Raw genomic sequence first — 19,446 nt, forward strand, 5'->3', positions numbered from 1 at the left:
TTGCGCCGCAGCATGCACCGGCAAAATGGAGGGAATCGGGACAATGAAGGGGTATCGTTCAGGCGTTCTTGCAGCCGTTGCGATCACGGCGGTCATGGTCCAGCCCGCTCAGGCGCAGAATGTGATGGCCAGCAGTCCGCAGAGCATCGAGGCAGTGCTCAAGGCGCGCGGCCTCCCGAGCGAACTGAAGCAGGGAGAGGGCAATCCCTATATCCGCAGCGCCTATGACGACATGCCCTTTCTGGTCGCATTGATGAACTGCGATGACGCCCGCACCAATTGCGCGACGCTGCAATTCTATTTCGGCTTCAACGACCGCAAGGATTTCAGCCTCGAAAAGCTCAACGAATGGAACGCGAAAAAGCGTTTCGTCCGCGCCTATCGCGACGACGAGAATGATCCGGTGCTGGTGATGGACGTCGACACCGACAAGGGCGGCATTCCCCAGGCGGTGTTCAACGAGAATCTGAGCGTCTGGCTCGACCAGATGCAGCAATATCGCAGGTTCGTGACGGAGTAACGGTCCGTCGCGGCCAGCCGGTCAGCGCAGCGCGCCGACCAGCAGCTTGTGCAGGCGCGAGTGCAGCGCATCATTGCCTGCGATCACCTGCTGGCGCTCCATCGGTTGGTTGCCGCCCCGGAAATCGGTGACGAAACCGCCAGCTTCGCGCACCAGCAGGATGCCGGCGGCCACGTCCCACGGCTTGAGGCCGCTTTCCCAGAAGCCGTCGAACTTGCCGGCGGCGAGCCAGGCGAGATCGAGCGAGGCCGCGCCGAAGCGCCGGATGCCCGCCACTTCAGGTGCAATCGCGCCAAAGATGCGCGTCCATTCCGCCATGTCGCCATGGCCGAGGAACGGAATGCCGGTCGCGATCAGCGCCTCGCTGAGGTTGCGGCGGCCCGACACGCGCAGACGGCGATCGTGCAGCCACGCACCGCGCGACTTTTCGGCCCAATAGCTTTCGTCGGTCACCGGTTGATATATCAGTGCCGCGCTGATCTCGCCCCAGCCCTTGCCGTCGAGCGTCGGTTCCTGCACCGCGATCGAGATCGCGAAATGCGGGATGCCGTGCAGGAAATTGCTGGTCCCGTCGAGCGGATCGATGATGAAGCGCGGCTTGCCGGGCTCGGCGGGGATGTCGCCGCCCTCTTCGAGCAGGAAACCCCAACCCGGACGCGCCTTGCTCAGTTCGTCATAGAGCACGCGCTCGGCATGCTGGTCGGCCTTGGACACGAAATCCGCCGGGCCCTTTTTCGAGACCTGGAGATGCTCCACCTCGCCAAAGTCACGCCGCAGGCGGCCGCCCGCCTTGCGCGCGGCGCTTTCCATGACACGGATGATGGCTGAAATGGCAGGCATGAATACAGGTCCGATCAGTCCGCCTTGCGGACATATTCCTTGGCATAGACATCGACGACGATGCGCGTGCCGCTGCTGATGTGCGGCGGCACCATCACGCGCACGCCATTGTCGAGGATCGCAGGCTTGTAGCTCGACGAGGCCGTCTGCCCCTTCACCACGGCATCGGCCTCGACGATCGTCGCTTCGATCGTATCGGGCAGCTGCACCGAGATCGGGCGTTCGTCATAGAGCTCGAGCGTGACCTGCATGCCGTCCTGCAGGAAGGCAGCTTCGTCACCCAGCAACTTGGCTGCAATGGTGATCTGGTCGTAGGTTTCCTGGTCCATGAAGACATAGTCGTCGCCATCGGCGAACAGGAACTGGAAGTCCTTGGTATCGAGCCGGACCTTCTCGACGGTATCGGCACTGCGATAACGGATGTTGGTCTTGCGGCCGTCCTCGAGATTCTTCATCTCGACCTGCATGAAAGCACCGCCCTTGCCGGGCTGGGTGTGCTGAATCTTGGCAACCTTCCAGATGCCACCTTCATGTTCCAGAATGTTACCGGGGCGAATATCGACACCGCTGATCTTCATGCGAGGCTCGTTTCCATTGGATTTCAGGGAATGGACAGGCCCTCTAGGCGCATGATGCGGGCATGGCAAGCGCTTTGGCTCGCGTTTGCGTACGATCGGTGCGGACAGATCGCATCGGTCGTGCGGAGCCGCTCCCCCGTCGATATGACGTCAAGATGACGGTTTCTTCCTATCTAACGCGCATCGCAGATAGTATAGCAATGAAAGCCCCAAAGCTGCTATGAAGCCGCCGGGGATTGGACCAAACGATCATGCCCTTGTTCAGCATCAAGACTCCCGCCGCCGGCATTTTCGGCCGCACCCGCAACGAGATCGCCTCGGCGCATTCGGGGCGCGGTGAAGGGACCCCAGATGTCGAGGAATTCGAGGCCGATTTCGTCAGCTATCTGACTCGGCTCGAAAGCTCAGGCCGCGTCTGTGCGCCGGTGTTCAGCCATGATCGCAAGGAACTCTCGCACGGCTGATGCCGGGCCTCCTGCATGATTCCACACGCCGCCTGACACCGCCAGAAAGTCCGCCCCCGCCTCGACCAGAGGGGCCGCATTGGCAACCGTGATCCCGCCGATCGCAACGCAGGGCAGCTCCATCATCGACGACCACCAATGGAGGATTTCGGGCTCGGCCTGATATTTCGCCTGCTTGGTCTCGCTGGGATAGAAGGCGCCAAAAGCGACATAGTCTGCGCCCGCCTCACCCGCTTCGAGCGCCAGATGGCGGCTGTTATGGCAGGTAGCGCCGATCTGCGCGTCACGGCCCAGCACATCGCGCGCCTCGCGCGGATCGCCATCGCCCTGCCCCAGATGCACGCCATCCGCGCCCAGCCTTTTGGCAAGCGCGATGCTGTCATTGACGATGAACGCGCAGTCATGCTCGGCGCAGATTGCCTGGAGCGGCGCGGCGAGCCGCGCGGCGGCGTGCTGGTCGATATCCTTGACCCGGAACTGGAACGCCGCCACCGGCCCCGCCTCCAGCGCTGCGCGCAGCCGATCCGGGAAATCCCCGCCCACATCGCGCGGGGAGATCAGATAGAGCTGGCAGCCAGGGTCGTTCATGAGATCAGGCCACCGATGCGGCGTGGATCTCGTCGATCGCACCGCTGAGCGAGGCATCGAACTCCTCGTCGCTCATCTGGTGCTTGAGATCGTTCAGCAGCGCACGCGAGAAGCTGGCGATCACGCCGGGGTTCTTGGCCAGCTCGACACAGGCTTCGGCGCGGCTGAACCCGCCCGACAGCGCGACGACGCGGACCACCGCCGGGTGCGCCACCAGATCGGCGAACAGGCCGGGCTGCTCGGGCAGCGAGAGCTTGAGCATCACGCGGCGACCTTCGGGCAGTGCATCTAGCGCCTTTTTCAGTTCAGCATTGAGGATCGCGTCGCACTGGCCGCGCGTCTCGCTCTTGATGTTCACTTCGGGCTCGATGATCGGGATCAAGCCGTGGTCGAGGATTTCGCCGGCGACCTCGAACTGCTGCTTCACGATCGCCGCGATGCCGCTTTCCGATGCCGAGTTGATCACTGAGCGCATCTTGGTGCCGAAAATGCCGAGGCCCTTGGCGCGTTCGAGCAGGTTACCCAGACCGCCAATCGGCTTCATCAGCTGCACGCCGTCCGCCTCGTCTTCCAGGCCCTTGTCCACCTTGAGGAACGGAACCACGCCGCGCTCCCAGAGCAGCGCAGGGACGGGCTTGCCGCCGGCTTCACCGTCCATGGTGCGCTCGAACAGGATCGCGCCGATCACTTTGTCGCCATTGAAGCAGGGCGAGGTGACGATGCGGCTGCGCATGCCGTGGATCAGCGCGAACATTTCCTCGTCATTGGCCCACGCGCCGTCTTCGATGCCATAGCCCTTGAGCGCCTTGGGCGTCGAACCGCCGCTCTGGTCGAGCGCGGCGATGAAACCCTGGCCCGATTCGATCTTGGCCAGCATCTCGTTGAAAACGGCGGTGTCGGTCATTGTCACTCTTCCCTGATTTTAGGCTTATTGGTTGATTGTTGCGGATCGGCGCTCAGCTTTCGAGCGCCTTGACGCCGGGCAGCTCCTTGCCTTCCATCCATTCGAGGAAAGCGCCACCAGCGGTTGAAACGAAAGAGAAATCATCCGCTGCGCCGGCGTGATTGAGCGCCGCCACGGTATCGCCGCCGCCTGCCACCGACACGAGCGTGCCTTCACGGGTGAGCGCGGCTGCGGTGCGCGCCAGGGCCACGGTGGCCGTGTCAAAGGGCGGATATTCGAACGCGCCGAGCGGGCCGTTCCACACGAGGGTGCGGCAGGTCTTGAGCACATCGGACAGCGCCTCGACTGCGGCCGCGCCGACATCGAGGATCATCTCGTCGGCTTCGACCTCGTGCACATTGGCGGTGCGGCACGGCACGTTCGCGCCGAATTCCTTGGCCACGACCACGTCATAGGGCAGATGCACGGTGCAGCCGGCGGCATCGGCGGCATCGAGAATGGCATTGGCGGTGTCGGCCAGATCATGCTCGCACAGCGACTTGCCGACATCGACCCCGCGCGCGGCGAGGAAGGTGTTCGCCATACCGCCGCCGATGATCAGATGATCGACCTTGCCGACCAGGTTGGTCAGCACGTCGAGCTTGGTCGAAACCTTGGAGCCACCGACCACCGCCGCGACCGGATGCTCGGGCTTGCCGAGCGCCGCCTCGAGCGCCTTCAGTTCTGCTTCCATCTGCCGACCGGCAAAGGCGGGCAGCACATGCGCCAGCCCTTCGGTGGTAACATGCGCGCGGTGCGCGGCGGAAAAGGCGTCATTGACATAGAAATCGCCGAGCGAGGCGATCTGCTTGGCCAGCACGGGATCGTTCTTCTCCTCGCCGGGGAAGAAGCGGCTGTTCTCGAGCACGGTGATGCTGCCCGGATCGAGCACGTCGATCGCGTGACGATCGGGCGATTCGAGAAAGCCGACCGGGCGGCCCATCACTTCGGACAGCGCATGCGCGATCGGGCGCAGCGTGAACTCGGGATCGACCTTGCCCTTGGGGCGCCCGAAATGCGCGAGCACCAGCACCTTGGCGCCATGATCGGCGAGTTCGGCGAGGGTCGGCATTGCAGCACGCAGCCGGGTATCATCGGACACCCGGCCTTCGTGGATCGGCACGTTCAAGTCTTCGCGAACCAGGACGGGCTTGCCCGCCAGTCCGTGGCGGTCGGCTATCAGGTCATCGAGGGTCTTGAACATGCGCTGGCGTCCTCTCCTTGTCTTGTCTGCCGCGATCAGATCAGCCCGGCGATGACGCCAGCGGTATCGACCATGCGGTTGGAGAAGCCCCATTCATTGTCATACCAGCTGATCACGCGGACAAGCTTGCCGTCGATCACTGCGGTTTCCAGACTGTCGATGGTCGAGCTGGCTGGATCGTGGTTGAAATCGATCGAGACGAGCGGCTCGTCGGTATAGGCGAGAACGCCCTTGAGCGAGCCTTCTGCGGCGGCCTTGAGCGCGCCGTTGATTTCCTCGACCGTGGTGTCGCGGCCCGGGGTGAAGGTCAGGTCGACCAGGCTGACATTGGGGGTCGGCACGCGAATCGCCGATCCGTCGAGCTTGCCCTTGAGCTCAGGCAGCACCAGGCCGACGGCGCGGGCAGCACCCGTGGTGGTCGGGATCATCGACATCGCAGCAGCGCGCGCACGGCGCATGTCGCCATGGATCTGGTCGAGGATCTTCTGGTCGTTGGTATAGCTGTGCACCGTGTTCATCAGGCCGCGTTCGATGCCGACCAGATCGTTGAGCACCTTGGCCATCGGCGCGAGGCAGTTGGTGGTGCAGCTGGCGTTCGAGACGACCAAATCGTCGGCGGTCAGCACGTCATGGTTGACGCCATAGACGATGGTCTTGTCCGCACCGGTGGCGGGTGCCGAGATCAGCACGCGCTTCGCACCAGCGGTCAGGTGCGCGCTGGCCTTGGCCTTGTCGGCGAAGAAGCCGGTGCATTCGAGCGCAATGTCGACGCCCATCTCGCCATGCGGCAGCTTGGCGGGGTCGCGCTCGGCGGTCACCTTGATCGCCTTGCCGTTGACGATCATGCTGTCGCCCTCGGCGCTCACCGTGCCGGGGAACGCGCCGTGCACGCTGTCACGCTTGAACAGCAGGGCATTGGCCTTGGCATCGCCCAGATCGTTGATCGCGACCAGCTCGAGATCATGGTCGGTGCGCTCGAGAATCGCGCGCGCGACCAGACGGCCGATGCGGCCAAAACCGTTGATTGCAACCTTGACTGCCATGGGAATTCTCCTGCTTTCAATTCGTTGTGTTTGGGGTCAGCCCCAGCTCAACCCTGACCAAGGGCTGCGCGCACGGCGGGCGTGATCTTGTCGGGCGTGAGGCCGAAATGGTCGAACAGCGCCTCTGCCGGGGCCGACGCACCGAAGCTGTCGATCCCGAAGGCGAGGCCATCACGGCCGACATAGCGTTCCCAGCCAAAGGTCACGCCGGCTTCCATCGAGACCTTGAGAACATCGGCGGGAAGCAGATCGGCGCGATAGCTTTCCGGCTGCGCATCGAACAGCGACCAGCACGGCATCGAGACGACATCCGCACCGATGCCAGCAGCTTCGAGCTGGTCGGCGACGGCAAGCGCCAGCGATACTTCCGAACCCGTGCCGATCAGCACCACCTGGCGCTTGTTGCCGGCGGTCTTGATGCGATAGGCACCGCGCGCACACTGGTTGCCCTCGGCCTCGACGCGGCGGAACTGCGGCAGGTTCTGGCGGGTCAGCGCGAGCACGGTCGGGGTGGACTGGGCCTGCAGGGCGAGTTCCCAGCACTCCGCCGTTTCCACCGCGTCACCGGGGCGGAAGGTCAGCAGATTGGGCATCATGCGCAGGCTCATGACATGTTCGACCGGCTGGTGGGTCGGGCCATCCTCACCCAAGCCGATGCTGTCATGCGTCATCACATAGATGACCCGCTGACGCTGCAGCGCGGACAGCCGGATCGCGGCGCGGCAATAATCAGCAAACACCAGGAAGGTGCCGCCATAGGGAATCACCCCGCCGTGCAGCGCCAGGCCGTTCATCGCCGCGGCCATGCCGAATTCGCGGATGCCGTAATTGACGTAGCGGCCGCCATAATTGGCCGAATTGAACACGCCGAGACCTGCGGTCTTGGTGTTGTTCGATCCGGTAAGGTCGGCCGAGCCGCCCACGGTTTCGGGCAGGCGTGGATTGATCGCCTCGAGCGCAAGTTCGGAAGCCTTGCGGGTCGCGACCTTCTGCGGCTCGGCGAGCAGCGAGGCGACGTGCTGCGACAGGCTGAACCCGGCGGGCAGTTCGCCTGCCATGCGGCGCTTGAATTCGGCGGCCTTGTCCGATGCAGCGAGACGATCCGCCCAGGCGGCATGTTCGGCAGCGCCGCGCTGGCCGAAATCGGCCCAGGCCGCCCGGATGTCGTCGGGCACCACGAACGGTGCATGCTGCCAACCCAGAGCGGCGCGCGCGGCGTCGACTTCGGCAGCGCCGAGCGGCGATCCGTGCGTCGCCGAGGTGCCCTGCTTGTTGGGCGCGCCCTTGCCGATCACGGTCGCGCAGGCGATCAGCGACGGGCGCGGATCGACGATGGCGGCATCGAGCGCGGCGCGGATCGATTCGGGATCATGGCCGTCGCAATCGACGACATGCCAGCCCGCAGCGGCATGACGCGCGCGAATGTCCTCGCTGGTCGAGAGATCGGTCGCGCCGTCGATGGTAATGCGGTTGTCGTCCCACAGCACGTTGAGCTGGCCGAGCTTGAGATGCCCGGCAAGACCCACCGCCTCGTGGTTGATGCCTTCCATCAGGCAGCCGTCGCCGGCGATTACCCAGGTGCGGTGGCTGACCAGTTCGTCGCCAAATTCGGCGTTCAGGTGCCGCTCGGCCATGGCCATGCCGACCGCCATCGCCAGGCCCTGGCCCAGCGGGCCGGTGGTGCACTCGACACCCGGCAGTTCGAAATTCTCCGGGTGACCGGCGCACGGGCTGTGCAGCTGGCGGAAGTTGCGAATGTCCTCGATCGTCGGGCGCGCATAGCCCGTCAGGTGCAGCAGCGAATAGATCAGCATCGATCCGTGTCCGGCGGAGAGCACGAAACGATCGCGATCGGCCCAGTCGGGCGCGCTGGCATCGAACTTCAGATACTCGCCAAACAGCACCGTGGCGACATCGGCCATGCCCATGGGCATGCCGGGATGGCCGCTATTCGCAGCCTGAACCGCATCCATCGACAAGGCACGAATGGCGTTGGCGAGATCTTGAAACTGAACGGACATCGCCCCTTGAAACTCCCTGCTGATCCTCGATCAGAGCCTAGATGCCTGCGCCGAAACAGGATTTTGCATATGCAAATGCGCAGGCCGAGTCGGCTTTGGCGTCACCCTTTGGTGTCCGTGGTGCACCGCGTCAAGTTCCGCAAAAGCCTCACTTTGTCCTAAAGTTGATTTTGCGCCATTTGTTGATAAGGTCATTCCATGGCAAATGAACGACTTATCCTGGCTATCGGACAATTGGAGCGAGCATTGTCACGGCTGGAATCGGCGCATGTCGGCCTTGCCGAAAATCTGCAGTCGCACACCATAGCCGCCAGCGACGAGTTGCTGGAGCGCCACGCGGTGCTCAAGGCTGCCGCTGCCGAAGCGCTGGCCGGGATCGACGCCCTGCTGGCCAAGGCGGAGTAAGCACCATGCCCGATATGCGCCTGACCATCGGCGGACGAATCTACAGCGTCACCTGCCAGCCCGGCGAGGAACAACATCTGGCGCGGCTGGGCACGATGCTCGACACTGCGGCGCGCAAGGCCAGTGCCTCTGGCGGACTGACCGAGACCCGCGCCCTGCTGTTTGCCGGGCTGCTGCTCGCCGATGAACTTGCCGAAACCCAGGACCGGGCCGCCGAAGCGCTCGCGGCCAAGGCGGCGGAAAAGGCCAAGGCGGAGCCAGCCCCGCCGCAGCAGGGCGACCTGCTGGCGCACGACAACGACACCGAACTGGCCGCGCGTGCGATCGAGAAGCTGGCCAAACGGATTGAGAATCTGGCGGCGGGGCTTGAGAACCAGGGCGCTGCGTCCTAAATCTCCTTTCGGGACTGCCTGGTACGAGCTGCAGAGAACATCCCTGAGGCGATACATCTTCCAAGGGAGCTGTCCCTGTCCTGGCTCCGGCCAGAGGCACACGGCGCCCACCTGACGTTACTGGCGTCAGAGGATATTCCAGCAAACGGCCAAGGCGGTTCCAACCATGGCCCTTAAGCGGGCCCCTTCCCTTCCAGACAGTTAGGTGCGCGCTTGTCCGATCTACTCAGCCAGAAGCGGGAGATGCGGCGGGCGATGCGCGCTGCACGCTTGAAGCACTGGCAGGCGCTTCCGCAAGCGCATCGCGCGCTGATCTTCGGCCGCCCGCCACGCGCGATCCTGCCGCTGATCGAGAGCGCCGAGATCGTCGGCCTGTATCATGCCGTGCCGGGCGAAGTGCCGACAGGGCGCTATGCGATGCATCTTCTCGACATGGGCAAGATGATCGCCCTGCCCTGGACGCGCGAGCATGCAGGTCCGCTGGCCTTCCGGCTGTGGACCGGGTCCGAAGAGACGCTGGAAAAAGGCCCATGGGGACATCAGCCGCATATGGCGATGCCCCAAGTGGTGCCCGATGCACTGATCATGCCCCTGGTCGCCTTTGACGCCTCGCTGAACCGGTTGGGCCAGGGCGGCGGGCATTATGATGGCTGGTGCGCCCAGCATCCGGATACCCGCCGAATCGGTCTGGGCTGGACCGTGCAGCAGGCCGAGCGCGTCCCGACCGACGATCACGACATGCCGCTCGACGCGGTGATCACCGAGCAGCAGGTCCTGCTGCCGACCAACGAGAGAGTTCTGCCATGAAGCCGACCATGCGCAAGCCCGTGGGCATTTTCGCGATCCTGGGGATCATCACCCTCTGGGCGGTGATCGTCGCCAGCTTTTCCAGCGTCATCGGCAACTGGCACATCGCCGTGCAATCGGTGATCTATTGCATCGCCGGGATCATCTGGATCGCGCCGATGCGACCACTGATGATCTGGATGGAAACAGGCCGCTGGCGGGCCTGATCGTTTCAGCTATTTTCGAATGATTTCCAACGCATGCAGGTGACCATTGCGGTGAAGTCTCACCAGACCAATGGCGCGAGTGACGGGGCTCGAACCCGCGACCTCCGGCGTGACAGGCCGGCGCTCTAACCAACTGAGCTACACCCGCATCGCGTTGGAGCGCTGCCACTAGAAGCGGTCTCGCCGCCTGTCAACAGCCTCTTTCAATTTTTCCCACGAACCGGCGAAAGTGGCTCGGTCGCTGCCGTCTCTCCATCGCGCGGCTGCCGGGTGAGCGTTCCCGATTCGAACAGGAATCCGGCGATATCCGGCTTGCCAGCCGCCGCCACGACGGTCTGGATGATGATGAGCAGCGGCACCGCCAGCAGCGCGCCGGTCGTGCCCCAGACCCAGGCCCAGTAGCTAAGCGACACGAGAATCAGCAGCGGGTTCATCGTCAGACGGCGGCCGAGCACCGCGGGCGTGATCAGATTCGCCTCGACCAGATGAAAGACGACCTGCACGCTTGCGGGAATCAGCGCGGTGCCGAGATCGCCAAAGGTCATCAGCCCGCCCAGCGCCAGCAGCACCGCCGCCAGCACCGGCCCCAGATAGGGGATGAAATTGAGCAGAGCGACGATCCCGCCCCACATCGCGGGGGATTCCATGCCCAGCATCCACACGACAATCCCCACCGACAGCCCCAGCAGCAGGTTGATGACGGTGATGGTGGTGAGGTACGCCGAGGTGGCCGACACGACGTTCTGGATCACCCGTGCGGTCGCCATCGCGCCGGTGAAGCTGCCACGACTGTTGATCGCGTTCTCGCGCAGCTTGGTCCAGCCCGCGAGGAAGAAGAAGATCAGCAGGATCACAAACGCCATCTGCAGCGCGACGGCGGGTGCAGCGCTGGCAAACAGGTCGAGCAGTGATTCGGGCGAGGCGGTCGCCGCTGCCTGTGCCTTCACCATCGAACCCGAAACCAGCCGCGTCGTATCGTCGACAAACTTCTGCAGGTCCGAATAGAGGTCGATCAGCGGCGCCAGATTCTCCATGATCTTGGGGATCCGGTCGGGCAGCCGCAGAAACCAGTCCGTCGCCGGCACCACGATCACCGCCAGCGCGCCGTTGGCGATCGTCAGGAACAGAACCAGACAGAGAAAGGCCGCCGCCATCGAGGGCAGCCCACGCCGCTCCATCCATTCGAGCGCCGGCACCAGCGCGATCGACAGCACGATCGCGACCGCCAGCGGCAGGAAGAACTCGGAACCGGCGCGCATGGCGAACGGAAAGGCCAGGAAAAGCGCGACACCCGCGATCAGCGCCAGCGCCGCGAGCAGGCGGTCACGCCGCAATTCATCGGTTTCGGTACGTTCGGCTGGAGGTAAAGACATGCGCAAATAGGCCCTTGGCCCAAAATCCGGGCGTTTTCGGCCTATATCTGCCCGTTATGTCGCGCACAATCCAGCGGCATCGATTCATCTTTCCTGCTGGGCCATTAACCATATGTTGGAAGATCGGACGTACCCGTGGCCGCAGCCGGACCATCCCGGCGGGGGCAAATCGGGGAATTGAATGCTTCTGCGCACTGCACTCGCGCTGACCGCCATGCTGATGCCTGGCGCGGCCCTGGCATCGAGCGATGTCATGACCAAGGCCTCCATTTTCGTGGAACGAATCGCACCACAGCCCGATGGCGCGCGCCGCGTACGGCTTGAACCCGCGCGGCAGGTGAGCCCGGGCGAGCGGCTGATCTATGTCGTCGAATATCGCAACACGGGCAATCGCCCCGTGCAGGGCTTCACCGTGACCAACCCCCTGCCCCGCACCGTACGGCTCGACGAGACCGTCGATGGCAGCGAGCTGGTCTCGATCGACGGCGGCCGTAGCTGGGGACCGCTGTCCGCGCTGCGCGTGCGGCTGGGCAACGGCAACTGGCGTCCGGCCAATCCGGAAGACGTCACGCACCTGCGCTGGCGCGTCGGCGACACGCTGATGCAGGGCGAGACGCGCCGCGTCACCTTCCGCGCGATCGTGCGGTAAATCCCGCAAAACCGATCGATCGTCATTCCCGCGAACGCGGGAATCCCGCTTGCTAGCTGACGGTTACAAAGAAAGCTGGCCCCCCGCCTTCGCGGGGGTGACGTAAACAGACAGCTATCTGTCTGATCTCAATCCGCGAAGATATAGATCGGCGTCTCGATCCGGCGCTTGAGCGCCTGAACGAAGCTGGCGGCGTCATAGCCGTCCACCACCCGGTGATCGCACGAGATCGACAGGTTCATCATCTTGCGGATGATCACCGCGCCATCGACCACCATCGGCCGCTCGACGATCTTGTTGGGGCCGATGATCGCGACCTCGGGCCGGTTGATCACCGGGGTCGTCGCGATACCGCCGAGCGGACCCAGCGAGGTCAGCGTCAGCGTCGAGCCCGAAAGCTCCTCGCTCTTCGCCTTGCCGCTGCGCGCTGCATCGGCCAGCCGCGCGATCTCGCTCGCCATGTCCCAGACGCTCAAGCTTTCCGCGCCGCGCAGCACGGGGACCATCAGCCCGGCATCGGTCTGGGTGGCGATCCCCAGATGCACCGCGCCGAAGCGGGTGACGACATTGGCCTCGTCGTCATAGCGCGCGTTGAGCATCGGGTACTCGCGCAGCGTCTTGCAGATCGCGGCGATCAGGATCGGCAGCGCGGTCAGCTTGGGCCGGGACCCACGCGACTCGTTCATTTCGGCGCGCATCTCCTCCATCTTCGTCACGTCGATTTCCTCGACATAGGTGAAGTGCGGAATGTGGCGCTTCGATTCAGCCATGTTCTGCGCGATGCGCTTGCGCATGCCGATGACGCGGATTTCCTCGTCCGCTGCGCGGCCCGGTCCGGCGCGCGTGCCGCCATAGCTCAGATAGGCGTCGAGATCGGCATGGCGGATGCGGTTGCCCTCGGCCGGGCGCACCTTGGCGAGATCAATCCCCAGATCGCGCGCGCGCTGACGCACGACCGGCGATGCCAGCACCTTCTCGCCCGATTCGCTCCCCTGCGAAGGCAGGGGCCCGTCTCCGGAAGCCGCCTTGGGCGCAACCGGCGCGGCGCTCGGAGCAGGTGCAGGAGCCGCAGCCTCAACGGGCGGTGCCTTGGGCGTCTCGGCCTCGATAACTTCCGGCGCCGGTGCGGATTCGACCACTGGCGCGTCCTCGCCCTCGGTCTCGATCTCGACCAGCATCGATCCGATCGCGATCACGTCGCCCTCGGCCCCGGCGACCTTGCGGATCACGCCAGAGACCGGCGATTCCATCTCGACCGTCGCCTTGTCGGTCATCATGTCGGCAATACGGCCGTCTTCTTCGATCCGATCGCCGACCTTGACGTGCCACGCCACGATTTCCGCCTCGGCAATGCCTTCGCCAATATCGGGCAGGTTGAAGGTATAGGTGGCCATGGCGTCAGTCCTTCATGATCTTGGCAATGGCGCGACCGATGCGGATCGGGCCGGGGAAATACGCCCATTCCAGGCTGTGCGGATAGGGCGTGTCGAAGCCGGTGACTCGCTCGACCGGGGCTTCGAGATGATAGAAGCAGCGCTCCTGCACCAGTGCCGAAAGCTCCGCGCCGAAACCGCTGGTGCGCGTCGCCTCGTGCACGATCAGGCAGCGCCCGGTCTTCTTCACCGACGCCTCGATCGTCTCGATATCGAGCGGCAGCAGCGTTCGCAGATCGATCACCTCGGCATCGACCTTGTTCGCCTCCACCACGGCGAGCGCGACATGGACCATCGTGCCATAGGCCAGGATGGTAAGCCCCTCGCCTTCGCGCACCACATTCGCCTTGCCCAGCGGGATGCGATAATGGCCGGTCGGCACGGCTGAGGCGGCGTGCTTCGACCAGGGTTCGACCGGGCGGTCGTAATAGCCGCTGAACGGGCCGTTATAGATGCGCTTGGGCTCGAAGAAGATGACCGGGTCATTGTCCTCGATCGCCGAGATCAGCAGCCCCTTGGCGTCATAAGGCGTCGACGGGATCACGGTCTTGAGGCCCGCGACATGGGTGAACAGGCTTTCGGGGCTCTGGCTGTGCGTCTGACCGCCGAAAATGCCGCCGCCGAACGGGGAGCGCACCGTGATCGGCGCGATATACTCGCCCGCCGAGCGGTAGCGCAGCCGCGCCGCTTCGGAGATCAGCTGGTCGATGCCGGGATAGATATAGTCGGCAAACTGGATCTCCGGCACCGGGCGCAGGCCATAGGCCCCCATGCCGACCGCGACGCCGACAATGCCGCATTCGCTGATCGGCGTGTCGAACACGCGGGTCTTGCCGTATTTCTTCTGCAGGCCGGCGGTGCAGCGGAACACACCGCCGAAATAGCCGACATCCTCGCCCATGATGACGACCTTGTCGTCGCGCGCCATCATCACGTCGAGGGCGCTGTTGATCGCCTCGATCATGTTCATGGTGCGGGTATCGCTTGCGGCATCGATCACTTCGGCCATTTGGCGGCCCTTTCTTCCAGCGCCTGCGCCATCTGCTCCTGCAGATGCCAGGGCAGTTCCTCGAACACGTCCTCGAACATCGTCTCGAACGGCTGGTGCATGCCGTGACCCAGAACGCCATTCTTCTCGGCTTCCTTGGTAGCCTGCTTGACCATTTCGGCGAGTTCGAGGTCCATCGCCGCGTGGCGCTCCTCGTCCCAGATGCCGAGCGCTATGCAGTGCTGCTTCAGCCGGTGGATCGGATCGCCCAGCGGCCATTCGGCGCTTTCCTGCGCGCTGCGATAGGCGGATGGGTCATCGGAGGTGCTGTGCCCTTCGGCGCGATAGGTGAAATGCTCGATCAACGTCGGGCCCTTGTTGGCGCGCGCGCGCTCGGCGGCCCAGCGGGTCGCGGCATAGACCGCCAGCGCATCATTGCCGTCGACACGCAGGCCGGCGATGCCATAGCCCAGAGCGCGCGCGGCAAAGGTGGTGCGTTCGGCCCCGGCAAAGCCCGAGAAACTCGAAATCGCCCATTGGTTGTTGACGACATTGAGGATGACCGGCGCGTTATAGACCGAGGCAAAGGTCATGGCGCTGTGAAAATCGCCTTCCGCCGTCGATCCCTCGCCGCACCAGCAGCTGGCGATGCGCGTGTCGCCCTTGATCGCGCTCGCCATCGCCCATCCGACGGCCTGCGGATATTGGGTGGTCAGGTTGCCGCTGATGGTGAAGAAGCTGAGCTCGGGCACCGAATACATGATCGGCAGCTGACGGCCCTTCAGCTTGTCGCCCGCGTTCGAGTAGATCTGGTTGACCATCTCGACCAGCGGATAGCCGCGCCACATCAAAATGCCCTGCTGGCGATAGCTGGGGAAGACCATGTCGTCGCCCTGCATCGCGGCGGCGGCGGAGACCGAGGTCGCCTCCTCGCCGGTGCACTTCATGTAGAAGCTGGTCTTGCCCTGGCGCTGCGCACGATAGAGCCGTTCGTCGAAAGCGCGGGTCAGCGCCATGGTGCGCAGGATCTTGAGCAGCGTCTCGGGCGAGAGGCGCGGGTCCCACGGACCAACGGCCCTGTGCTCCTCGTCGAGCACGCGGACCAGACCGAAGGCTGCATCGCGCATGTCATGCGGCGAGATCGCCTCGTCGGGGCGCGGCATGCTGCCGGCGGCGGGAATCACGACATCGCTGAAATCGACCGGATCGCCGGGGCGCGAGCGGGGCTCTGGAACGTGCAGCGCAAGCGGCTGCAGGTTCGTGCGGGCAGGACCATCGGCCATCAAATATCCTCTCGGGCTGGCGGGCAATGGGTCGGGGCGGCTCTTGCTGGCCTTTCGACTAATTGCCCTACCCGGACATAATATTTCAAGATTCGCGATAGGTCAATAGTGCTGCCCTTCACACCGCGACGGGAGCGGCGATATGCGCTTGCGGCGCATAATCGCGGACCTCGAAATCCTCGATCCGGTAGTCGAAAATGCTGTCCGGTCGGCGGTTGATCGTCAGTTTCGGCGCGCCGGAGGGCGAGCGCGCCAGCTGGGTTTCGACGAGGTCCTGATGGTTGAGATACAGATGCACGTCGCCGCCGTTCCAGATCAGCTCGCCCGGCTCCAGATCGCATTGCTGCGCCAGCATCCGCGTGATCAGCGCAGCGGAGAAGATATTGAACGGAACGCCCAGCGCCAGGTCGCACGAGCGCTGATAGAGCAACCCCGTGAGCTTACCGTCTGCGACGAAGAACTGATAGGTCTTGTGGCACGGCGGCAGCGCCATCCGGTCGAGCTCGGCAACATTCCAGCCCTCGAAGATGTGGCGACGCGAGCCAGGGTTGTGGCGCAGGCTCTCGACCAGTTCGGCGATCTGGTTGATGCCCTGTGCGCGCTGGCGAAACAGCCCCTCGCCCACCGGCTCGTAAACCGGCCAGTCGACCCATTGCTTGCCATAGACCGGGCCAAGATCGCCCCAGCGTTCGGCAAAATCGGCATCGGCGATGATTCGCGCCTCGAACGCGTCGCGGTCGATCGCCTCCCCGGTTGCCTTGCGATAGGCATCGAGCGGCCAGTCGGTCCAGATATGCACCCCCTGCGCGACCAGCGGGCGGATGTTGGTTTCTCCGGTGAGGAACCACAGCATCTCGCGCGCGGCCGCCTTCCAGTAGACGCGCTTGGTGGTGAGCAGCGGAATGGCATCGCCCGAAAGGTCGAAGCGCATATTGGCCCCGAAGACCGAGCGCGTACCTACGCCAGTGCGGTCGGATCGCTTATGCCCGCGCGTCCAGACCTGGCGCATCAGGTCGAGATACTGCCATTCGAAATGATCCTGCGCGGCTGTTTGCGGCGCGCGACTCTGCACTGCTGTTTCCATGCGCCCATGCCTAGCACGGGCCTCGAAGCTCCGCCAACGCGGGGCCGACAAGAAAAGCGCAAAAGGCCGCTTGCAGTCTGCGAAACCCGTGGCTATAGGCACGCCCCTGCCTCCCAGGCGCCGCAAGGCACCATGAAGTCTGGGTCGGGGAGTAGCTCAGCCTGGTAGAGCACTGTCTTCGGGAGGCAGGGGCCGGAGGTTCGAATCCTCTCTCCCCGACCATTTCCTCGTATCGATCCTGATCTTCGCGACGAACCCGGCTTGCCGGGCCTTGTCGCGTTGCGCCCTCGCTCGGCTTCAATCGACCTCTTCGATTGAACTGACATAGTTTGATCGTTTCAGCCGTTCATGGAACTTTCCTATGTTAGCGTCATTCGTTCGATGAAGGAGACGAGCCATGGACATGAAGACCGGAACCGTAGGCAAGAATGGCGGCATGGGCGGCAACTGCCCGTTTTCCGGCAAGGATGGCGGCGTTCGCGCGCTGCTGGGGCGGACCAACCGCGACTGGTGGCCTGATGCGCTGCAGCTCGACATATTGACGCAGAACGGCACCTCGCCCGACCCGATGGGCCCGGATTATGATTATGCCGAGGCGTTCAAGCAGCTCGACTATCAGGCGCTCAAGGCTGATCTGCACGCGCTGATGACCGACTCGCAGCCCTGGTGGCCCGCCGATTACGGTCATTACGGCCCCTTCTTCATCCGCATGGCCTGGCATAGCGCCGGCACCTATCGCACCGCCGATGGACGCGGCGGATCGAGCAGCGGGCAGCAGCGCTTTGCCCCGCTCAACAGCTGGCCCGACAACGGCAATCTCGACAAGGCACGCCGCCTATTGTGGCCGATCAAGCAGAAATACGGCAAGCATATCAGCTGGGCCGACCTGTTCATCCTCACCGGAAATGTCGCGATCGAATCGATGGGCGGCCCTGTCTTCGGCTTTGGCGGTGGCCGTGCCGACGTGTTCGAACCCGAGCGCGACGTCTATTGGGGCACCGAGGAAGCCTGGGTCGACACGGGCGCGGAAACCCGCATCCAGCCCGACAAGGGATGGGAACTCGAAGCCCCGCTCGCCGCGATCCAGATGGGGCTGATCTACGTCAATCCCGAAGGCCCGGGCGGCGTGCCCGATCCGCTGCAATCGGCGCGCGACATGCGCATCACCTTCGAGCGGATGGCGATGAACGACGAGGAAACCGTCGCGCTCACCGCTGGCGGTCACGCGTTCGGCAAGGCGCATGGGGCGGTGCCGCCCGACCAGCTGAGCGGCGCACCCGAATCCGAGGCGATGCAGCTGATGGGCTTTGGCTGGGCGACCGATGCCGAACAGATCGAGCGCGGACACATCACAACGTCGGGCATCGAAGGCGCCTGGACACCCAACCCCACGCAATGGGGCGGCGACTATTTCCGCCTGCTGTTCAAGTATGACTATGAGCTCGTCCGCAGCCCGGCGGGCGCGCAGCAATGGCAGCCGATCAACCCGGACCCCGAAGACATGGCGCCCGATGCGCGCGATCCTTCCAAGAAGGTGCCGACGATGATGACCACCGCCGACATGGCGCTGAAGATGGACCCGGACTATCGCAAGATCTCCGGACGCTTCCGCGACGATCAGGCGGCGCTCGACGATGCCTTTGCCCGCGCCTGGTTCAAGCTGACGCACCGCGACATGGGGCCAAAGGTCCGCTATCTCGGCCCTGAAGTCCCTGCCGAAGACCTGATCTGGCAGGACCCGGTGCCCGCCGGTTCAAACCCTTCGGATGCGGCGGTCGAGGCGTTCAAGACGGCGATCCTGGCGAGCGGTCTGCCGATGAGCGCGCTGATCAAGGCGGCCTGGGCCTCGGCCTCGACCTATCGCCGCAGCGACCATCGCGGCGGAGCCAATGGCGCGCGCGTCCGTCTCGCCCCGCAAAAGGACTGGGCGGTCAACGATCCGGCGGAGCTGGCGACGGTGCTGGCGAAGATCGAGGAACTGCGTGGGCCCCTGTCGGTGGCGGATGCCATCGTGCTCGCGGGCAGCGCGGCGGTCGAGAAGGCGGCGCGGGATGCCGGGTTCGATGTCTCGGTGCCGTTCCTCGGCGGTCGCGGCGATGCGAGCGCGGAGCAGACCGACGCGGAGAGCTTCGAGCCGCTCGAACCGCGCGCCGATGCCTTCCGCAACTATCTCGCCACGAAGCAGACGGTGAAGACCGAGGAGATCATGCTCGACCGCGCGCATCTGCTCGGCCTGTCGATTCCGCAAATGGCGGTGCTGGTGGCGCGGCTGCGCGTGCTGGAGGCCAATGCCGGCAACAGCAGGAAGGGTGTGCTCACCGACCGTCCGGGCCTGCTGACCAACGACTTCTTCGTCAACCTGCTCGACATGCGCACGGCCTGGAAGACCGTCGACGAAAGCGGCGACGAGGAGTTTATTGGGACCGACCGCGCCACCGGCGAAACCCGCTGGCACGCGACGCGCACCGACCTGGTCTTCGGCTCCAACTCGCAACTGCGCGCGGTGTCCGAAGTCTATGCCGAACGCGGCAACGAGCTGAAGTTCGTGCAGGACTTCATCGCCGCCTGGGTGAAGGTGATGAACGCCGACCGGTTCGATGTGAAATGAACGGGTCGTGCGTTAGA

Annotated in this window: 20 protein-coding genes, 2 tRNA genes and 1 other RNA gene; 10 read left to right on the top strand and 13 right to left on the bottom strand. The window is 64.3% G+C overall.

The window, feature by feature from the left end:
• Positions 1-43: 43 nt before the first annotated feature.
• Positions 44-520 carry a YbjN domain-containing protein gene (locus OPU69_RS07250; RefSeq protein WP_060979696.1) on the top strand — a complete coding sequence of 159 codons (477 nt, stop codon included), beginning with the start codon at positions 44-46 and terminating at the stop codon, positions 518-520.
• A 21-nt stretch (positions 521-541) separates the two neighbouring features.
• Here OPU69_RS07250 and OPU69_RS07255 read toward each other — a convergent pair whose 3' ends face one another.
• Entirely contained in the window at positions 542-1,360 is an 819-nt protein-coding gene (locus OPU69_RS07255; RefSeq protein ID WP_060979697.1) for an inositol monophosphatase family protein, read from the bottom strand.
• 14 nt (positions 1,361-1,374) lie between these two features.
• The gene (gene efp / locus OPU69_RS07260) at positions 1,375-1,938 is read right to left on the bottom strand and encodes an elongation factor P (RefSeq protein ID WP_060979698.1); all 564 of its coding nucleotides are present in this window, start codon (positions 1,936-1,938) and stop codon (positions 1,375-1,377) included.
• Positions 1,939-2,189: 251 nt separating this feature from the next.
• Between efp and OPU69_RS07265 the strand changes: the two genes are divergently transcribed.
• Complete coding sequence (locus OPU69_RS07265) at positions 2,190-2,402, top strand: hypothetical protein (protein ID WP_060979699.1); 213 nt, start codon at positions 2,190-2,192, stop codon at positions 2,400-2,402.
• Here OPU69_RS07265 and thiE read toward each other — a convergent pair.
• The 5 genes from thiE to tkt are packed head-to-tail and all read right to left on the bottom strand — an operon-like array spanning position 2,343 to position 8,201.
• Positions 2,343-2,990: a thiamine phosphate synthase gene (gene thiE / locus OPU69_RS07270; protein WP_498510055.1), complete on the bottom strand. Its 648-nt coding sequence runs from the start codon at positions 2,988-2,990 to the stop codon at positions 2,343-2,345. The two genes, OPU69_RS07265 and thiE, sit on opposite strands and share 60 nt — an antisense overlap.
• Before the next feature lie 4 nt (positions 2,991-2,994).
• Complete coding sequence (locus tag OPU69_RS07275) at positions 2,995-3,894, bottom strand: fructose bisphosphate aldolase (RefSeq protein WP_099046553.1); 900 nt, start codon at positions 3,892-3,894, stop codon at positions 2,995-2,997.
• A gap of 52 nt (positions 3,895-3,946) precedes the next feature.
• Positions 3,947-5,137, bottom strand: a complete 1,191-nt coding sequence (locus OPU69_RS07280) for a phosphoglycerate kinase (RefSeq protein ID WP_066275240.1) — start codon at positions 5,135-5,137, stop codon at positions 3,947-3,949.
• 35 nt (positions 5,138-5,172) lie between these two features.
• Complete coding sequence (gene gap / locus OPU69_RS07285; protein WP_498510057.1) at positions 5,173-6,180, bottom strand: type I glyceraldehyde-3-phosphate dehydrogenase; 1,008 nt, start codon at positions 6,178-6,180, stop codon at positions 5,173-5,175.
• A gap of 47 nt (positions 6,181-6,227) precedes the next feature.
• The gene (gene tkt / locus OPU69_RS07290; RefSeq protein WP_498510059.1) at positions 6,228-8,201 is read right to left on the bottom strand and encodes a transketolase; all 1,974 of its coding nucleotides are present in this window, start codon (positions 8,199-8,201) and stop codon (positions 6,228-6,230) included.
• A gap of 198 nt (positions 8,202-8,399) precedes the next feature.
• Between tkt and OPU69_RS07295 the strand changes: the two genes are divergently transcribed.
• The 5 genes from OPU69_RS07295 (at position 8,400) to OPU69_RS07315 (ending at position 10,011) form a co-directional block, all read left to right on the top strand.
• Positions 8,400-8,606 (top strand): hypothetical protein, encoded by a 207-nt coding sequence (locus OPU69_RS07295; RefSeq protein WP_155645962.1) that lies wholly within the window; start codon positions 8,400-8,402, stop codon positions 8,604-8,606.
• A 5-nt stretch (positions 8,607-8,611) separates the two neighbouring features.
• Positions 8,612-8,998, top strand: a complete 387-nt coding sequence (zapA, locus tag OPU69_RS07300) for a cell division protein ZapA (RefSeq protein ID WP_498510061.1) — start codon at positions 8,612-8,614, stop codon at positions 8,996-8,998.
• An 8-nt stretch (positions 8,999-9,006) separates the two neighbouring features.
• Positions 9,007-9,163, top strand: a non-coding RNA gene (gene ssrS, locus OPU69_RS07305) — 6S RNA.
• 48 nt (positions 9,164-9,211) lie between these two features.
• Positions 9,212-9,805 carry a 5-formyltetrahydrofolate cyclo-ligase gene (locus OPU69_RS07310; protein WP_498510063.1) on the top strand — a complete coding sequence of 198 codons (594 nt, stop codon included), beginning with the start codon at positions 9,212-9,214 and terminating at the stop codon, positions 9,803-9,805.
• Positions 9,802-10,011, top strand: a complete 210-nt coding sequence (locus OPU69_RS07315; RefSeq protein WP_060979706.1) for a DUF2842 domain-containing protein — start codon at positions 9,802-9,804, stop codon at positions 10,009-10,011. Before OPU69_RS07310 ends, OPU69_RS07315 begins: the two co-directional genes overlap by 4 nt.
• 71 nt (positions 10,012-10,082) lie before the next feature.
• Here the strand turns inward: OPU69_RS07315 and OPU69_RS07320 are convergent.
• Both OPU69_RS07320 and OPU69_RS07325 read right to left on the bottom strand, forming a co-directional pair.
• Positions 10,083-10,159 (bottom strand) — tRNA-Asp (locus tag OPU69_RS07320).
• Positions 10,160-10,214: 55 nt separating this feature from the next.
• Positions 10,215-11,384: an AI-2E family transporter gene (locus OPU69_RS07325; protein ID WP_060979707.1), complete on the bottom strand. Its 1,170-nt coding sequence runs from the start codon at positions 11,382-11,384 to the stop codon at positions 10,215-10,217.
• Positions 11,385-11,565: 181 nt separating this feature from the next.
• Between OPU69_RS07325 and OPU69_RS07330 the strand changes: the two genes are divergently transcribed.
• Positions 11,566-12,033 (top strand): DUF11 domain-containing protein, encoded by a 468-nt coding sequence (locus tag OPU69_RS07330; protein WP_060979708.1) that lies wholly within the window; start codon positions 11,566-11,568, stop codon positions 12,031-12,033.
• 128 nt (positions 12,034-12,161) lie between these two features.
• Here OPU69_RS07330 and OPU69_RS07335 read toward each other — a convergent pair whose 3' ends face one another.
• From OPU69_RS07335 to thyA, 4 genes are all read right to left on the bottom strand, one after another.
• Positions 12,162-13,427, bottom strand: coding sequence for a dihydrolipoamide acetyltransferase family protein (locus OPU69_RS07335; RefSeq protein ID WP_498510066.1), 1,266 nt, complete (start codon positions 13,425-13,427; stop codon positions 12,162-12,164).
• Between the two features lie 4 nt (positions 13,428-13,431).
• Positions 13,432-14,436, bottom strand: coding sequence for an alpha-ketoacid dehydrogenase subunit beta (locus OPU69_RS07340; RefSeq protein ID WP_498510206.1), 1,005 nt, complete (start codon positions 14,434-14,436; stop codon positions 13,432-13,434).
• Positions 14,437-14,462: 26 nt separating this feature from the next.
• The gene (locus tag OPU69_RS07345) at positions 14,463-15,737 is read right to left on the bottom strand and encodes a 3-methyl-2-oxobutanoate dehydrogenase (2-methylpropanoyl-transferring) subunit alpha (RefSeq protein WP_060979710.1); all 1,275 of its coding nucleotides are present in this window, start codon (positions 15,735-15,737) and stop codon (positions 14,463-14,465) included.
• Positions 15,738-15,855: 118 nt separating this feature from the next.
• On the bottom strand, positions 15,856-16,821 hold the full coding sequence (gene thyA / locus OPU69_RS07350; protein ID WP_498510068.1) for a thymidylate synthase: 966 nt from the start codon (positions 16,819-16,821) through the stop codon (positions 15,856-15,858).
• 145 nt (positions 16,822-16,966) lie between these two features.
• Between thyA and OPU69_RS07355 the strand changes: the two genes are divergently transcribed.
• Both OPU69_RS07355 and katG read left to right on the top strand, forming a co-directional pair.
• Positions 16,967-17,043: transfer RNA gene (locus OPU69_RS07355), tRNA-Pro, on the top strand.
• A 175-nt stretch (positions 17,044-17,218) separates the two neighbouring features.
• A complete protein-coding gene (gene katG / locus OPU69_RS07360; RefSeq protein ID WP_498510071.1) occupies positions 17,219-19,429 on the top strand; it encodes a catalase/peroxidase HPI in 2,211 nt (736 codons plus the stop codon).
• Positions 19,430-19,446: the final 17 nt, after the last annotated feature.

Source organism: Blastomonas sp. 34TW (genome assembly GCF_059803595.1).

Excerpts from the sequence above, each read along its gene's own strand:
- OPU69_RS07265 (WP_060979699.1), top strand. The coding sequence starts at position 2,190 with ATGCCCTTGTTCAGCATCAAGACTCCCGCCGCCGGCATTTTCGGCCGC.
- tkt (WP_498510059.1), bottom strand. The coding sequence starts at position 8,201 with ATGTCCGTTCAGTTTCAAGATCTCGCCAACGCCATTCGTGCCTTGTCG.
- katG (WP_498510071.1), top strand. The coding sequence starts at position 17,219 with ATGGACATGAAGACCGGAACCGTAGGCAAGAATGGCGGCATGGGCGGC.
- OPU69_RS07330 (WP_060979708.1), top strand. The coding sequence starts at position 11,566 with ATGCTTCTGCGCACTGCACTCGCGCTGACCGCCATGCTGATGCCTGGC.
- OPU69_RS07275 (WP_099046553.1), bottom strand. The coding sequence starts at position 3,894 with ATGACCGACACCGCCGTTTTCAACGAGATGCTGGCCAAGATCGAATCG.
- OPU69_RS07340 (WP_498510206.1), bottom strand. The coding sequence starts at position 14,436 with ATGAACATGATCGAGGCGATCAACAGCGCCCTCGACGTGATGATGGCG.
- OPU69_RS07325 (WP_060979707.1), bottom strand. The coding sequence starts at position 11,384 with ATGTCTTTACCTCCAGCCGAACGTACCGAAACCGATGAATTGCGGCGT.
- thiE (WP_498510055.1), bottom strand. The coding sequence starts at position 2,990 with ATGAACGACCCTGGCTGCCAGCTCTATCTGATCTCCCCGCGCGATGTG.
- OPU69_RS07335 (WP_498510066.1), bottom strand. The coding sequence starts at position 13,427 with ATGGCCACCTATACCTTCAACCTGCCCGATATTGGCGAAGGCATTGCC.
- gap (WP_498510057.1), bottom strand. The coding sequence starts at position 6,180 with ATGGCAGTCAAGGTTGCAATCAACGGTTTTGGCCGCATCGGCCGTCTG.
- OPU69_RS07250 (WP_060979696.1), top strand. The coding sequence starts at position 44 with ATGAAGGGGTATCGTTCAGGCGTTCTTGCAGCCGTTGCGATCACGGCG.
- OPU69_RS07315 (WP_060979706.1), top strand. The coding sequence starts at position 9,802 with ATGAAGCCGACCATGCGCAAGCCCGTGGGCATTTTCGCGATCCTGGGG.
- efp (WP_060979698.1), bottom strand. The coding sequence starts at position 1,938 with ATGAAGATCAGCGGTGTCGATATTCGCCCCGGTAACATTCTGGAACAT.
- OPU69_RS07255 (WP_060979697.1), bottom strand. The coding sequence starts at position 1,360 with ATGCCTGCCATTTCAGCCATCATCCGTGTCATGGAAAGCGCCGCGCGC.
- OPU69_RS07345 (WP_060979710.1), bottom strand. The coding sequence starts at position 15,737 with ATGGCCGATGGTCCTGCCCGCACGAACCTGCAGCCGCTTGCGCTGCAC.
- zapA (WP_498510061.1), top strand. The coding sequence starts at position 8,612 with ATGCCCGATATGCGCCTGACCATCGGCGGACGAATCTACAGCGTCACC.
- OPU69_RS07280 (WP_066275240.1), bottom strand. The coding sequence starts at position 5,137 with ATGTTCAAGACCCTCGATGACCTGATAGCCGACCGCCACGGACTGGCG.
- OPU69_RS07295 (WP_155645962.1), top strand. The coding sequence starts at position 8,400 with ATGGCAAATGAACGACTTATCCTGGCTATCGGACAATTGGAGCGAGCA.
- thyA (WP_498510068.1), bottom strand. The coding sequence starts at position 16,821 with ATGGAAACAGCAGTGCAGAGTCGCGCGCCGCAAACAGCCGCGCAGGAT.